This window comes from Novosphingobium sp. HR1a, from assembly GCF_015594425.1.
Taxonomy (GTDB): domain Bacteria; phylum Pseudomonadota; class Alphaproteobacteria; order Sphingomonadales; family Sphingomonadaceae; genus Novosphingobium; species Novosphingobium resinovorum_A.
On record NZ_JABXWS010000107.1, the window covers coordinates 19,830 to 33,342 of the forward strand.

A 13,513-nucleotide genomic window follows, 5' to 3' on the forward strand; every position below is an offset into this window, starting at 1 on the left:
CGTTTGGGAAAGGTGTCTTGACCATACGGTGCAGCTATGGCGCGCATACGCAATCCATCATTACGCTGCGTTGCCTACCACCGTTAAGACCGGCGTATGGACTTTACATTATCAGAACAGCACCTCGCGATAGACGAGAGTGTTCGCCGCATCTGTGCCAATTTCGGTGACGATTATTGGACGGAATGTGAGGAGAAAGCGCGCTTCCCTCACGAGTATCACCGGGCGATGGCCGATGGAGGATGGCTTGGCATCACGATGCCGGAAGAGCTGGGAGGTGCAGGGCTCGGTGTGACCGAGGCGGCAGTGATGATGCATGCCGCCACCTCGAGCGGCGGTGGCTACACTGCGGCCTCCGCGATCCACATCAATCTCTTCGGGCCTCACGCAATTGTCGTTCATGGCACAACGGAGCAGAAGGCCCGTTGGCTGGAGCCGCTTATCAAGGGTGATCAGAAAGCCTGCTTCGGAGTCACGGAACCGGATGCGGGTTTGGACACCACGAGCATCAAAATGTTCGCGCGCAAGGTCGACGGCGGCTACCGCATCACTGGCCGCAAGATGTGGACCTCGAGCGCCCAGGTCGCCGACAAGATCGTCATCCTTGCAAGGACGACACCGAAGGAAGATTGCAAGCGGCCCACTGACGGGATGAGCCTGTTCTACACCGACCTCGACCGCTCGAAGATCGAGGTGCGCCGAATTCACAAGATGGGCCGTAATGCCGTCGATTCCAACGCGGTGTTCATCGACGATATCTTCGTCCCTGACGAAGACCGCATCGGCGAGGAGGGCAAGGGCTTCTCTTACATCCTGCACAGCCTTAATCCGGAACGTATTCTGGTTGCGATCGAAGCGATTGGTCTGGGACGTGATGCGCTGCGGCGTGCGGCGGACTATGCGCGCGATCGCAAGGTGTTCGGTCGCCCTATTGGTCAGAACCAGGGTATCCAGCATCCCCTCGCAGAATGTTGGGCGAACCTTGAGGCCGCCTACTGGATGTGTATGCGCGCCGGCTCCCTGTACGACTCGGGACAATCCTGCGGCGCGGAAGCCAATGCCGCCAAGTTCTTGTCCGGCCGTGCCGCCTTTAATGCCGCGACCCAGGCCGTGCTGACCCATGGCGGTATGGGGTACGCCCGTGAGTACCAGGTCGAGCGCCTGTTCCGCGAATCGATCCTCACCCGGATCGCACCGATCACAGAACAGCTGATTCTTTCGTTCCTTGCCGAGAAGGTTCTGGATTTGCCGAAGTCGTACTGATCCTTCGGGCCAGTTAGAACAAAACATATTGGGCGAGTGATATGACGCAGTACCCGCTTGAGGGCATCAGGATCGTCGACCTGAGCCAGATCTATAACGGTCCCTACGCAACCTACCTGCTGGCCCTCGGCGGGGCAGAGGTCATCAAGATCGAGCCACCGGGCGGCGAATCGCTGAGGCGCCGTGCGGCGGTCGGCGGTGCGGCCTTGCCATTCGCAATGCTCAATGGCTGCAAGCGCTCGGTCGTTCTCAATCTCAAAACGCCGGAAGGCAAGGAGGCGCTGGAAGCGCTGGTGGCCGAGGCCGATGTTCTCGTAGAGAATTTTGCTCCGGGCGTGATGGACCGGCTGGGCGTAGGCGCAGACAGGCTGATGGCCCTCAACCCCAGGCTGATTTATGCCTCCAGCTCGGGCTTCGGCCGTGATGGTCCCTACAGTAAATATCCGGCAATGGATCTGACGGTGCAGGCAATGGGCGGCATCATCAACATCACCGGATTCCCGGACCAGCCTCCGGTGAAGGCGGGGCCCGCAATGGCCGACTTCTTCGCCGGCATTCACCTTTACGGGGCTATCACCACTGCGCTGTTCGAACGCGAACGGACCGGAACCGCGCGGCGGCTCGAAGTGGCGATGCAGGATGCAGTCTACGCTTCGCTCGCATCGAACCTCGGGATGCACTGGGGAGGCGAGGGCGATGCATCGCTACCCGCACGGACGGGCAACCGTCATGGCGGGCTCGCCGAGGCGCCCTATAATGTCTATCCGACAGCAGACGGCTACATCGCGATCATCTGCGTGGGCGAGGCCCATTGGCGCAATCTCGCCCGGCTCATGGGGGCAGAAGCCCTGGCGGACGACGAGCGGTTCGCGACGCTCAAGGCCCGAGTCGAGCATATGGATCTCATCGATGCGACCGTGACCGACTGGACGAAGCGCCATTCGAGTTCGGCGCTTTTCGAACAGATGATGGAAGCGCACGTGCCTTGCGCTCCAGTAAGGACGCTTGACGAGGTTGTCTCAGACGCCAACATGCACGCTCGCGGTGCGCTGAGCTGGATCGAGCATCCAGAGTATGGCCGCATCGTTGTGCAGCAGTCGCCGTTCAACTTCGATGGCGTTCCGCGCATCCCGCTGGCGCCGAGCCGGCCGCTAGGCGCCGATACCCAGGACATACTGGGCACATGCGCGGGCTTCACTCCTGACCGGATCGCTCAGGCGGTCGCCGCAAGCAAATAGGAACAGACCATGCCCTCCAACAAAGTGATCATCAGCTGTGCGGTCACCGGTTCGATCCATACCCCATCGATGTCGCCGCATCTCCCAATTACGGCGTCCGAGATTGCAGACGCTGCAATCGGCGCGGCCGAGGCAGGCGCCGCGATCGTTCACCTTCATGCGCGCAATCCGCAAGACGGGCGGCCGGACCAATCGCCCGAGGCTTTCGAGCCGTTTCTCAAGGTTATCCGGCAGGCCAGCGATGTGGTGGTGAACCTGACCACTGGCGGCTCGCCCTACATGCCGGTTGAGGAACGGGTTCGCCCGGCCGAGGTCTGGAAGCCCGAGGTTGCCAGCCTCAACATGGGTTCGATGAACTTCGGCCTGTTTCCCATGCTGAAGCGGTACAAGGACTTCCGCTTCGACTGGGAAGAGCCGATGCTGGAAGGATCGAAAGACCTCGTTTTCCGCAACAGTTTCAAAGATATCCGGTACGCTCTGGAAACGCTCAATGCGACCGGAACCCGTTACGAGTTCGAGTGCTATGACACCTCGATGCTCTATAACCTGCATTATTTCTGGCAGGAAGGGCTCGTTGAAGGCCCGCTGTTTATCCAGACCTGCTTCGGGCTGATGGGAGGCATCGGGAGCCATCCCGATGACGTCATGCACATGAAGCGCACGGCGGATCGTCTGTTCGATGACAACTACCGGTGGTCGGTTCTTGCCGCCGGCGTCTCGCAGATGAGAGTGGCCGCAATGGCCGCCGCCATGGGAGGTCATGTGCGGGTCGGCCTCGAGGACAATCTCTGGCTCGATAAGGGGCAGCTCGCCAAGTCGAATGCCGAGCAGGTCACCCGGGTACGCCAGATCATCGAGGGGCTTGGACTGGAGGTCGCCACCCCGGATGAGGCTCGCGAGATCCTTGCGCTCAAGGGTGCCGACAAGGTGGGATTCTGAATCTCATGCAGAATCGGCGGGTGATCCTCTCCGCACGCCCCGCGGGCGTTGCTCAAGCTGAGCACCTGTCGATTGACACTGCCACGGTCAAGCCGCCGCAAGACCGGGAAATCCTAGTGCGCAATCATGCGCTATCGGTTGATCCGGTCATGCGGTGGTGGCTGTCTGATGGCGGCGGCGTATCGACCCCGATCGGGATCGGGGAAGTCGTGCGTTCGCTTGCCGTCGGTGAAATTGTCGCGTCGAACTGTGAAGGCTTCAAGCCCGGGGAGATGGTCCTCGGCTGGTTCGGCTGGCAAGAATATGCCGCAGTTGGGGCCGAATCCGTCATCCGCAAAGTTCAGGAGAGTGGGCTGGCGCCCAGCCTTTCGCTGGGCGTGCTCGGGATCAATGGAATCACGGCATATCTGGCTCTTACGCAAGTGGCCCGGCCGAAGCCTGGAGAAACGGTGCTTGTGACGGCTGCGGCTGGTGCTGTCGGGTCGGCTGCAGGTCAGATCGCCCGAAATCTGGGATGTCGTACAATTGGCATCGCCGGGTCAGATGCCAAGGTCGCGGCATGTCTGGACCATTACGGGTACGATGCAGCCGTCAGCTACCGATCGGAAAATCTGACAGAAGCACTCCAGCAGCACAGCGGCGCCGGCATCGACGTCTTTTTCGACAACGTTGCGGGACCCGTCAGTGACTTGGTGATGAATCTTCTGGCGGAACGCGCGCGGATCATCGTCAGCGGTACGATTGGCGTCAGTGACTGGAGCTCGAAACCGCAGGGCCCCAGACATGACCGCATACTCTTGTCGAAGCGCGCGCGCTGGGAAGGGTTTGTCGTGTTCGATCATGTGGACAAGTATGATCTGGCCGTGGCACAACTGGCGCAATGGATCCGCGACGGATCGCTACGGTATCGCGAAGACGTTCTGGACGGGATCGAGAAAGCGCCGGACGCGCTGGCTGGGTTGTATCGTGGAGAGAACGAAGGGAAACGTATCATCAAGCTGATCTAGCGGGCCGATCCCGCAGCAAGACACAATGAATCGCTAGGATTGCAAGTGCCCGAAAAAATGGGCCGACCTCGCGATTGATAGGAGAGATGCGATGGAATTGAGGCATTTGCGCTATTTCGCCGGCATGGTTGAGGCGGGCAGTCTGATGAAGGCGAGCGAGCGTTTACACGTCGCACAGCCGTCGCTCAGTGTTCACTTGTCCAACCTGGAGGTGGAACTCGGCACTACCCTGGTCACACGCAGCAATCGCGGTATCGAGCTGACCGACGACGGGCGCCTTCTCTATGAGCGGGCCGTCGTGATCCTGAAGCACCATCAGGATGCGATCAATGCTCTGAAGGCGCGCAAGGGCAAGCCCAAGGGCCTAGTGTCCATTGGTCTGCCTTCCACGCTGCCTGGAATTATCAGTGCACAGCTCTACACGATGCTGCGAAACGAATTGCCGGACGTGCGCCTCTATATTGCAGATGCCAGCACCGCGGCGATTTACGAGTGGCTGCACGAAGGCAAGCTTGATCTTGCCGTGCTGTTCAGCCTCCCGGAGAACAGCGGCGTCGATCTCATTCCGCTCTATGTCGATGAATTCTGTCTTGTCGGCAAGCCTGCCAACAAGCCCGTGCCCGCAGAGATCGAGTTCGAAGAAATATTGAATTTCCCGCTGGTGATGCCGTGTCGTTCGACGGCCTGGCGCAAGATTCTGGACGATGTCGCCGAGCGTCGCGGCAAGGCCCTTCATTCCGTAATCGAGACGGAATCGCTTTCGGCTCTGCGGTCGATGGCGCTGTCGGGGGAATGCTATGCCTTGCTACCCCGATCATCCGTAATTGAGGAAGTGCGTGACGGCCGCCTCCAGGCGCGCAGGATCGTAAATCCGGATATGCGAGGCGTGATGTCGATTGGGAGCCTGAGCGGTCGCGAACTGGGTAGGGCGGCCACCGAGGTGCGTGACATCGTGGTTCGTGCCTGTGCTGCACTCCGCGACGACCTGCCGCTCGAGACCGAGCAGCCTTCGCAGTCCCACGTGCTCAGGGTGAAGCCCTCCACGCTGTTTCCGATCCCGGCCAGCGCAGCGCGCTGACCGGAATTGGGATGTCAGGATCAGGCCGGGATTGCCTCGGCCTGATCTTTTGTCATGGTGAAGCCTGCATACCCGTTTCGCACTACGTCATCGCATTTGGCGACGTACGTGTTGAAACCGCCGACATACGGCATGAAGACGCGAGGCTTGCCGGGAACGTTCGCGCCCAGGAACCAAGAATTGGCTTGGTAGTAGAGCGTCTGGCAGGCGACGTCATTCACATGGTCGACCCATTCCTGCTGTGCGCTTTCCTCGGCCTCGATGGTAGCGATGCCCTCGTGCTCCATTTTCTCGATGCAGTCGACGATCCATTCGACGTGCTGCTCGATGGCGATCACGACGTTGCTGAGGACGGATGGACTGCCAGGGCCCGTTACGATGAACATATTCGGGAAACCGGCGATCGCGAGACCGAGGTAGGTCTTCGGGCCCTCGGCCCACTTGTCGCGCAGGGAGTGACCGTTCCGGCCGACGATCTCCATCTTGAGCAGAGCGCCGGTCATTGCATCGAAGCCGGTCGCGAAGACCACCGCGTCCAGCTGATAGCTTGAATCGGCGGTCTTGAGGCTGCTCTGATCGAAGCCGGTGATGGGTGAGGGGCGCACATCGACCAGCGTCACATTGGACCGGTTGAACGTGGCGTAGAAATCGGTGTCCACGCAGATCCGCTTGGTGCCGATCGGGTAATCCTTGGGCATCAGCTTATCTGCGACCGCAGGATCGGTCACGATCTCGCCGATGCGCTCCCGGACGAAATCGGCACTGATCTGGTTAGACGCCTCAGAGCGCAGGGTATCGTTATAGGCATAGAGGAAGTTGGTTCCGCCCTTTTCCCAGCGGCGGCCTAGTTCGACAGCATGTTCTCCAGCGTCGACTTCGAGGGCTGATTTCGTGCCGTAGTCGTAGAGCACGCCGGAACGCGTCGAACGCGCCTTCGCCCGCTGCGCAGGATAGTCCCGTTTCCATTCGGCGTCATACTGGTCTTCGATCGGGCCGTTACGCGCCGGCACGCTGAAATGCGGCGTGCGCTGGAAGACATAGAGATGCTCAGCCTGCTCCGCGATGGGCGGAATCGACTGGACCGCCGATGAGCCGGTCCCGACCACGCCGACGCGCTTCCCGGTAAAGTCCACGCCTTCGTGTGGCCAATTGCCGGTGTGGTAGACCTCGCCAGCGAAATCCTGAAGTCCGGCGAATTCGGGGATACGACCAACCGACAGATTGCCGGTCGCCATGATGCAGAAGCGAGCGGAGAAGCGGCCACCTGTCTCCGTTGCGATCGACCAGAGGTTTGCGTTTTCGTCATACCGCGCCGAGGCGACCCTGGTATTGAACAGGAAGCTGCGCCTCAGGTCGAACCGGTCAGCGACGTGCCCGAGGTAGGCCAGGATTTCCGGCTGCGGTGCAAAGCGCTCGGACCAGCGCCATTCCTGCTGGAGTTCCTCCGAGAAGGAATAAGAATACTGCAGGCTCTCCACATCGCACCGTGCACCTGGATACCTGTTCCAATACCAGGTGCCGCCGACGTCTGCCGCAGCTTCCAGGCCGAGTACATCGTACCCAAGGGAGCGCAACTTGTGCACGAGGTAGAGCCCCGCAAATCCGGCGCCAACCACGACGACGTCTAGCTGTTGCGAACCCTGTTCGGAAATTTTGTCAGTCACGTAATCCGTCTCCAAGCCACCGCCGCAGGCTTTGCTGCTTGCATGCCCGCCGTTTTGCATCGTCGTGAGTGGCATCCGGGTAGGGGGGCTGGAACTAGGAATTGGGTCTGCCAGCCATAGTCGCCGGATATAGCGGCGCGAAGAGAGAGCCTATGGGCTGGGCGGCCAGCGCGCTGGGTATAGCGCCCGCTTATGAGGTGCAGACCAACTCAATATTGGCGCTGAGCCAACAGTTCAGGCGAGTAGGCCCCAACTATAGAGCGCAGGGGAGGGTTGGTCTTGGCGAGGAGTCACCAGCCGGACGATATCGAATTGGTTAAGGCTGATCATCAAGCATCGCTGCCGGAAACGGCGCCAGTCGAACCTGGCAAGTATCGCTATGCCGTGCTTCTCGTTCTGGCGATCATCTATTGTCTGAATTATATGGATCGGCAGATCCTTGGAATTCTGTCACTTCCGATCAAGGCAGAACTTGATCTCAGTGATACTCAGCTCGGCTTGATGGGCGGTCTCGCCTTTGCGATATTCTACTCAGCTCTTGGCATCCCCATCGCCCGTGTCGCCGACCGGGTTAACCGGGTGCGGGTCATTGCGATGGCGGTCGGGCTCTGGAGCGTGTTCACTGCGCTTTGTGGGCTCGCTGGCAGCTTCACCCAGCTCTTTCTCGCACGGCTGGGTGTCGGCATCGGTGAAGCCGGTGGCGTGGCGCCGACATACTCGGTCCTCGCCGACTATTTTGCGCCTCGTGAGCGCGCCCGAGCCATGGCAGTGCTTACGCTCGGCCTGCCTGTCGGCTCGGCCCTTGGGCTCTTCGTCGGCGGTGCGATTGCAGCATCCTATGGATGGAGGGCTGCCTTCTTCGTACTTGGGATTGGCGGGCTTTTTATGGTCCCAATCGCGCTGTTGAGCGTACGTGAACCTCGCAGAGGCCGCCTTGATCCGGTGACGTCGGCAAGGACAGAAGCGTCGTTGGGCGAGGTCGTGCGCCACGTAGCCGGCAAGCCCAGCTTCTGGCTGTTCTCGCTCGGTGCCGCCACAGCCTCAATGCTGAGCTATGGCCTCGGCTTCTGGCTCCCTTCCTTCGTTCACCGCAGTCAGGGCCTTTCGCTGACCGAAACGTCGCGATACCTCGCGTTGATCACCTTTGCGGGAGGCGTTGCAGGAACTCTGCTGGGCGGATGGCTCAGTGACCGGCTCGGTGCTCATCGAAAGGCGGCATATGGCTGGGTTCCGGGCATTGCATTCGTAATCGGCCTGCCATTCCTGCTCGCGGCCGTCACGGTTACGACGCCATTAATGCTCTTTGCCTTGCTTATCGTACCGCAGGCAATGGGGCTGGTATGGACTGGGCCGACCATTGCCGCGATCCAACAGCTTGCGCCTGCGCGAATGCGGTCAACGGCAGCTGCCATCTTCCTGTTCATCTGCAACTTCATCGGGCTTGGCATCGGCACCGTGAGCTTTGGCGCGCTGTCAGATACGCTTCACGGGCAGTTCGGTGACGATGCGTTGCGATACTCCATCATGATTTGCGGGCTGATCCTCTATCCTCTGACTGCGCTTTTGTACTTCGGTGCAGGAAAGCGATTGGCGAAGGACTGGGAACAGGTCGCCTGAAGCGTGGGGACGCTTGGACGCTCCCCGCCAACAATGAGAAAGCCAAGGGCTTGGGCGCGAGGACCTCAACCGCGCCAATACCAAACAACAAGGGGCTCGGACCCTGTCCGCACTGAGTGTCGGCGCTCATCTCCGACAGCGACGAGATCATGCGGCAGCTTCCGGGGAAATTAGGAGAAGGATCGTCATGCGTAATTCAACTGCAATTCTGTCGGCGCTGCTGGGTGCGACCATACTGAGCGGCCAGGCGGCAGCGCAAACACAGTCGGGTGCAGACCGCGCCGCGGCACCGCAGGAGCAGACAGGCTCGGACACCGGGATCGCCGATATCATTGTGACGGCGCAGAAGGGCGCCAACGCGCAGAGCGCGCAGAGCGTGCCTGTCGCAATCACCGCGCTTTCAGCCGAGACGATCAAGGCTGCGCAGGCTGTGAACATCATCGACATCAGCCACATGGCTCCCAACGCCAACTTCACGTCGGCTGCGACGCTTCCGGGCTTTTCCAATTACTCGATCCGCGGCATCGGCGTCTCGGGGAGCACCAGCTCTATCGATCCGGCCGTGAACGTTGTCGTCGATGGCATGGTCTACGACTTCCAGGGCGGCACCATCCAGGATGCCTTCGATCTGGAGGGCGTGGAGATCCTGCGTGGCCCGCAGGGTATTCTGTTCGGACGAAACACGACCGGCGGCGCGGTATCGTTGCGCAGTCGCAGGCCTTCCGACCAGTTCGGCGTCCAGGCTGAATTCACGCTTGGAAACTACAAGCGATACGATGGCGCCGTATCGATCGAGGGTCCGATCGTCGAGGACACCATCCTTGCACGGCTGACCGTCCTGCACCGTGAGCGTGAAGGCTTCTTCAAGGATAACAATGGCGGCTCGTTCGTCCCGGCACCCTTCAATCCGTCGGGAACTGCGCCGGACGGCGAGACGGGCCGGATCGGCTCTGTCGATACGTGGGTCATTCGCCCGACCCTGGTTATCAAACCGACCGATACGCTGGACATCGCATTGTTCGGCGAGGTCGTCGACATGGGCGGTAACGGCAACGCCGCCCGAGTGGTTACCGGCTATGAAGGCCTCATGCAGTCGCGCTTCGGCTACACCCCGCCTACCGGCAAGTGGGAAACCAACCAGAACGGGCTGGGATATACCTCGATCAAGACCCAGCGTTTGGTCGGCGAAATCAACCTTGATGTGGGCTTCGGCAAGATCACCTCGGTCACCGGATACCGGCACGTGAACTATCAGTTCGCATTCGAGGACGGCTTGCCCTTCCGAATTCTCGAATTTCCGCGCGGAAACATCATCCGCAGCCGGCAGTTCAGTGAGGAACTTCGCTTCGCCTCGACCTTCTCCGACACCGTGGATTTCGTCGCTGGCTTCTATTTCGACCGGCATCGTCTTTCTGTGCAGGAACGCCGCTATCAATCCAATGTGCTCGCCGATCCCAACGCTGCGACTTACTTCGTGACGAACCGGCAGGGTAATTATGTGCAGAAGGCCGAGGCCTATGCTGGCTTTGCCAGCGTGAACGTCCATCCTGTCGACGGACTGACGCTGAGCGCAGGCGGCCGTTACAGCTGGGAAAAGAAGCAGCTGCACATTGCTCCGCTCGGGGTCTGCACGGGCCCAGGTTTCACCGGCTGCCCAAGCCTCTTTTCCGATTACGAGAAGAGCTGGGATAACTTTTCTCCCAAGCTTGGGGCCGAATATACCCTCACTCCAGGCGTGATGGCCTATGCGTCCTGGACCAAGGGCTTCAGAAGCGGACAGTTCAACGGTCGTGCGACGACCGCGGCCCAGCTCGGTCCGGTTGATCCGGAAATGGCCTCCTCGTTTGAGGTGGGTTTCAAGTCAACGTTCTGGCAGCGCAAGGCACGCTTCAACGTCAGCGCGTTCTATACGAAGTATGACGATCTGCAGCTGACCATCCTCGATGGCGCAACGCAGGTTCTTCAGAATGCCGGCGCAGCCACCTTCGGAGGCATCGAGGCGGAACTTACCCTCAAGCCCGTCGAGCCGCTCGAATTGACCGGAAGCTTCGGTTGGACGGATTCCAAGTACGACAGGCTGGACGGGCCTTTCGCGGCCAATCTGACCGTTCAGCAATCGCTGAAAAAGGAACTACTTAAGGCTCCGGAATTTACGGCATACGGGTCGGCGGCCTACACAGCCGAAATCGGAAGCGACACGGAACTTACCGGGAGGGTCGCCTACTCGTGGCGAAGCCATTTCTATGTTGATGTCCTGAACAGTCCTGCTGCCTATCAAAAGGCGTACGGAACGCTCGACCTCAGCCTGACCGTCAAGCGTGACCGCTATTCTCTGACCGCCTTCGGCAGGAATGTCACCGGCGTCCAGTACAAGGACCTCATCAACACCGTCGTCGTGCCCGTCCAGTTCGGCGGCGAACCGGCGACATATGGGCTGACGCTCGGCCTGGATTTCTGAGCCTCGACGAGGCTGCAGCGGGCGGTGCCATCAAAGGAGTGAATGAAATGACCTTAAGCAAACTTTTCGAGGCGTCGAACCTTGGATCGCTCAGCTTGTCTAACCGAGTGGTGATGGCACCGCTCACACGTGCTCGGGCCTCAATCAATCATGTGCCCACCGAGATGATGGCCACGTATTACGCGCAGCGGGCCGATTGCGGACTAATCGTATCGGAAGCGACGGCCGTCGATCCGCTGGGCATGGGCTGGTTTCGAGCGCCGGGTATCTGGTCCGAGCAGATGGTCGACGGCTGGAAGCGGGTGACCGATGCGGTGCATGAGGCAGGAGGCCGGATCGTATGCCAGCTTTGGCATATGGGACGCCTCGTACTTCCTGACTATCTTGATGGTGAACTGCCCATCGGACCGTCGCCGATCGCGGGTGAGGGGGAGACCTTCGCACCTCGCACATCGCAGGACACGGGTCTTCTCCTGCCGATGAAACCTTATGTCGTTCCGCGGGAAATGAGCGGCGAAGACATCGAGCGGGCGCTGGCCAGTTATGCATCAGCAGCGAGAAACGCCATGCAGGCCGGTTTTGATGGGGTGGAGATCCATGCTGCGAACGGATATTTGATTGATCAGTTTCTCCAATCCAAGACGAATGTCCGGCAAGATCGCTATGGTGGCTCGGTAGAGAACCGAGCCCGGTTTCTGAGCGAAGTTGTCGATGCCGTCATTGCAGATGTCGAGCCGGGTCGGGTGGGAATGCGGGTCAGTCCCACAAGCGAGCGCAAAGGCATGGGAGACGCAAATCCTGCTGCGCTCGCAGCGGAGATTGGTCGCATCGCCCAGGCCGCCGGGCTGGCCTATGTCCACCTGATCGAGGCAATCGTTTCTGGATTCACGGAAAAACCGGAGCACCCCGTGATGGCGGACCTGCGTCGCAGCTACTCCGGGATGGTAATCCAGAACGGTGGTTTTGACGCCCAGTCAGCGAGCCAGTTCATCGCAGGTGGTCAGGCAGACGCAATCTCGTTCGGGAGACCGTTCATCTCTAACCCCGATTTGGTCCGCCGGCTCAGGGACGGTCTCGAACTCACTTCGCCCAATTTCGACTACGCCTACGTCGGCGATGAAAAAGGATATACCGATTACCCTCGGTTCTCGGCGTAGCAAGCGGTTTTCCTTTGGTGAACTAACGTCACGTTGCAAGACCTATTGGATAACGCGTCCTGAGAGTGGGTTTCGTTTGGAAAGGCGGAAGATTAGCGGGAGACGCTGGGCAAATTATCCATGTAGGTCAAAAACGTGAGCGGTCATGTGGCCGGGCACGCATCCTACTAAAGATTTACGGTTAAGCTTTCTGATCGGAGAAACGGGAATTCGGGGTCAGTCTCCGGAATCCAGCCGTCCTATCTGCCAGAGCTGTTTTCGGCCCGGAATCGTTTGACCGCGATGACGTTGGCGAAGGAAGTCGGGGCGGTAATGGCTGGAGGACTTGGCTCGGCCCTCGGCGGATGGATCCCCGCGGGCAGTGCAACATGGGTCAGCCGTCGCTGGTCAGCTGCTTCCCATTTATCATGACAGGGCGGTGCGCGACTGGCACCTGCGATGACTCATTGACGCAAGTGCCGCCCCTGCCTGATTTTTGAGCATAGTGTGTTGTAGTAGTTGGGCCGAGCAGCACGATTGTAACAATAGGGTGAGGCATCGGATATTTCTTTATTTTCGTAAGTTGCGGTGCTGAGAAATTAGCTCTCGCGTGGAGATTTTCGGCTCGCGAGCGGTGAAGATCAATGCCGCATCCGCGCCGTTCGCTGAATGTCATTTCGCGATTGACAGTCTCGAACGTGGTTGTGCTGTCAAAATATTGTTCATGGCCGTGCCACTTTTCGCCTTCGATGACATGCATTCGGTATGTGCCCGGCGGGACAGGGATCGTGACTTCGTCGCCACGACGAACGTAGACGGAAATGACATGGCTGTCGGTCGCAGGATCATAGAGCTGGATGACGGCGTTCCCCATGTCCGTCACGACCTTCAGGCTTGAGGTCGCCGATCGCGGATCAATGGACCGATTGACTGTGACGCTGCCGCTTTCGGGAAACGGGATCTCGACGTCCGTGTCTGGAATCCATCCGCTGCGCTTCATGTCGTGCCACATGGGGATGACGTAAGTGAGAAGGCAAAGGATGGGGATGAGACTTGCGAGGCCATTGGTCCATTTCGATCGCCCTTTGGGTTTTGGCCTCCAGCGGTTTTTTT

10 protein-coding genes are annotated in these 13,513 nt (G+C 59.7%); 8 read left to right on the forward strand and 2 right to left on the reverse strand.

The features are described 5' to 3' along the window. Window positions 1-96: 96 nt before the first annotated feature. From HWN72_RS28005 to HWN72_RS28025, 5 genes are all read left to right on the forward strand, one after another. Window positions 97-1,263 (forward strand): acyl-CoA dehydrogenase family protein, encoded by a 1,167-nt coding sequence (locus tag HWN72_RS28005; RefSeq protein ID WP_211152015.1) that lies wholly within the window; start codon window positions 97-99, stop codon window positions 1,261-1,263. 41 nt (window positions 1,264-1,304) lie between these two features. After that, window positions 1,305-2,501, forward strand: coding sequence for a CaiB/BaiF CoA-transferase family protein (locus HWN72_RS28010; protein ID WP_211152016.1), 1,197 nt, complete (start codon window positions 1,305-1,307; stop codon window positions 2,499-2,501). 9 nt (window positions 2,502-2,510) lie between these two features. Continuing rightward, window positions 2,511-3,440, forward strand: a complete 930-nt coding sequence (locus HWN72_RS28015; protein ID WP_211152017.1) for a 3-keto-5-aminohexanoate cleavage protein — start codon at window positions 2,511-2,513, stop codon at window positions 3,438-3,440. 5 nt (window positions 3,441-3,445) lie between these two features. Next, complete coding sequence (locus tag HWN72_RS28020; protein WP_211152018.1) at window positions 3,446-4,447, forward strand: NADP-dependent oxidoreductase; 1,002 nt, start codon at window positions 3,446-3,448, stop codon at window positions 4,445-4,447. Between the two features lie 91 nt (window positions 4,448-4,538). After that, complete coding sequence (locus HWN72_RS28025; protein ID WP_211152019.1) at window positions 4,539-5,525, forward strand: LysR family transcriptional regulator; 987 nt, start codon at window positions 4,539-4,541, stop codon at window positions 5,523-5,525. Between the two features lie 20 nt (window positions 5,526-5,545). Here HWN72_RS28025 and HWN72_RS28030 read toward each other — a convergent pair whose 3' ends face one another. Then, window positions 5,546-7,264 (reverse strand): NAD(P)/FAD-dependent oxidoreductase, encoded by a 1,719-nt coding sequence (locus HWN72_RS28030; RefSeq protein ID WP_248006409.1) that lies wholly within the window; start codon window positions 7,262-7,264, stop codon window positions 5,546-5,548. Between the two features lie 204 nt (window positions 7,265-7,468). Between HWN72_RS28030 and HWN72_RS28035 the strand changes: the two genes are divergently transcribed. The 3 genes from HWN72_RS28035 (at window position 7,469) to HWN72_RS28045 (ending at window position 12,421) form a co-directional block, all read left to right on the forward strand. Next, window positions 7,469-8,806: an MFS transporter gene (locus tag HWN72_RS28035; protein WP_248006410.1), complete on the forward strand. Its 1,338-nt coding sequence runs from the start codon at window positions 7,469-7,471 to the stop codon at window positions 8,804-8,806. A 187-nt stretch (window positions 8,807-8,993) separates the two neighbouring features. Beyond that, a complete protein-coding gene (locus HWN72_RS28040) occupies window positions 8,994-11,264 on the forward strand; it encodes a TonB-dependent receptor (RefSeq protein ID WP_211152020.1) in 2,271 nt (756 codons plus the stop codon). Window positions 11,265-11,311: 47 nt separating this feature from the next. Further along, window positions 11,312-12,421: an alkene reductase gene (locus tag HWN72_RS28045; RefSeq protein ID WP_211152021.1), complete on the forward strand. Its 1,110-nt coding sequence runs from the start codon at window positions 11,312-11,314 to the stop codon at window positions 12,419-12,421. A gap of 373 nt (window positions 12,422-12,794) precedes the next feature. Here HWN72_RS28045 and HWN72_RS28050 read toward each other — a convergent pair. Then, a partial coding sequence (locus tag HWN72_RS28050; protein WP_211152022.1) for a hypothetical protein occupies window positions 12,795-13,513 on the reverse strand: 719 nt, incomplete at its 5' end.

Coding starts and splice junctions, on each gene's coding strand:
- HWN72_RS28040 (WP_211152020.1), top strand. CDS start 8,994: ATGCGTAATTCAACTGCAATTCTGTCGGCGCTGCTGGGTGCGACCATA.
- HWN72_RS28015 (WP_211152017.1), top strand. CDS start 2,511: ATGCCCTCCAACAAAGTGATCATCAGCTGTGCGGTCACCGGTTCGATC.
- HWN72_RS28030 (WP_248006409.1), bottom strand. CDS start 7,264: ATGCCACTCACGACGATGCAAAACGGCGGGCATGCAAGCAGCAAAGCC.
- HWN72_RS28020 (WP_211152018.1), top strand. CDS start 3,446: ATGCAGAATCGGCGGGTGATCCTCTCCGCACGCCCCGCGGGCGTTGCT.
- HWN72_RS28045 (WP_211152021.1), top strand. CDS start 11,312: ATGACCTTAAGCAAACTTTTCGAGGCGTCGAACCTTGGATCGCTCAGC.
- HWN72_RS28010 (WP_211152016.1), top strand. CDS start 1,305: ATGACGCAGTACCCGCTTGAGGGCATCAGGATCGTCGACCTGAGCCAG.
- HWN72_RS28005 (WP_211152015.1), top strand. CDS start 97: ATGGACTTTACATTATCAGAACAGCACCTCGCGATAGACGAGAGTGTT.
- HWN72_RS28025 (WP_211152019.1), top strand. CDS start 4,539: ATGGAATTGAGGCATTTGCGCTATTTCGCCGGCATGGTTGAGGCGGGC.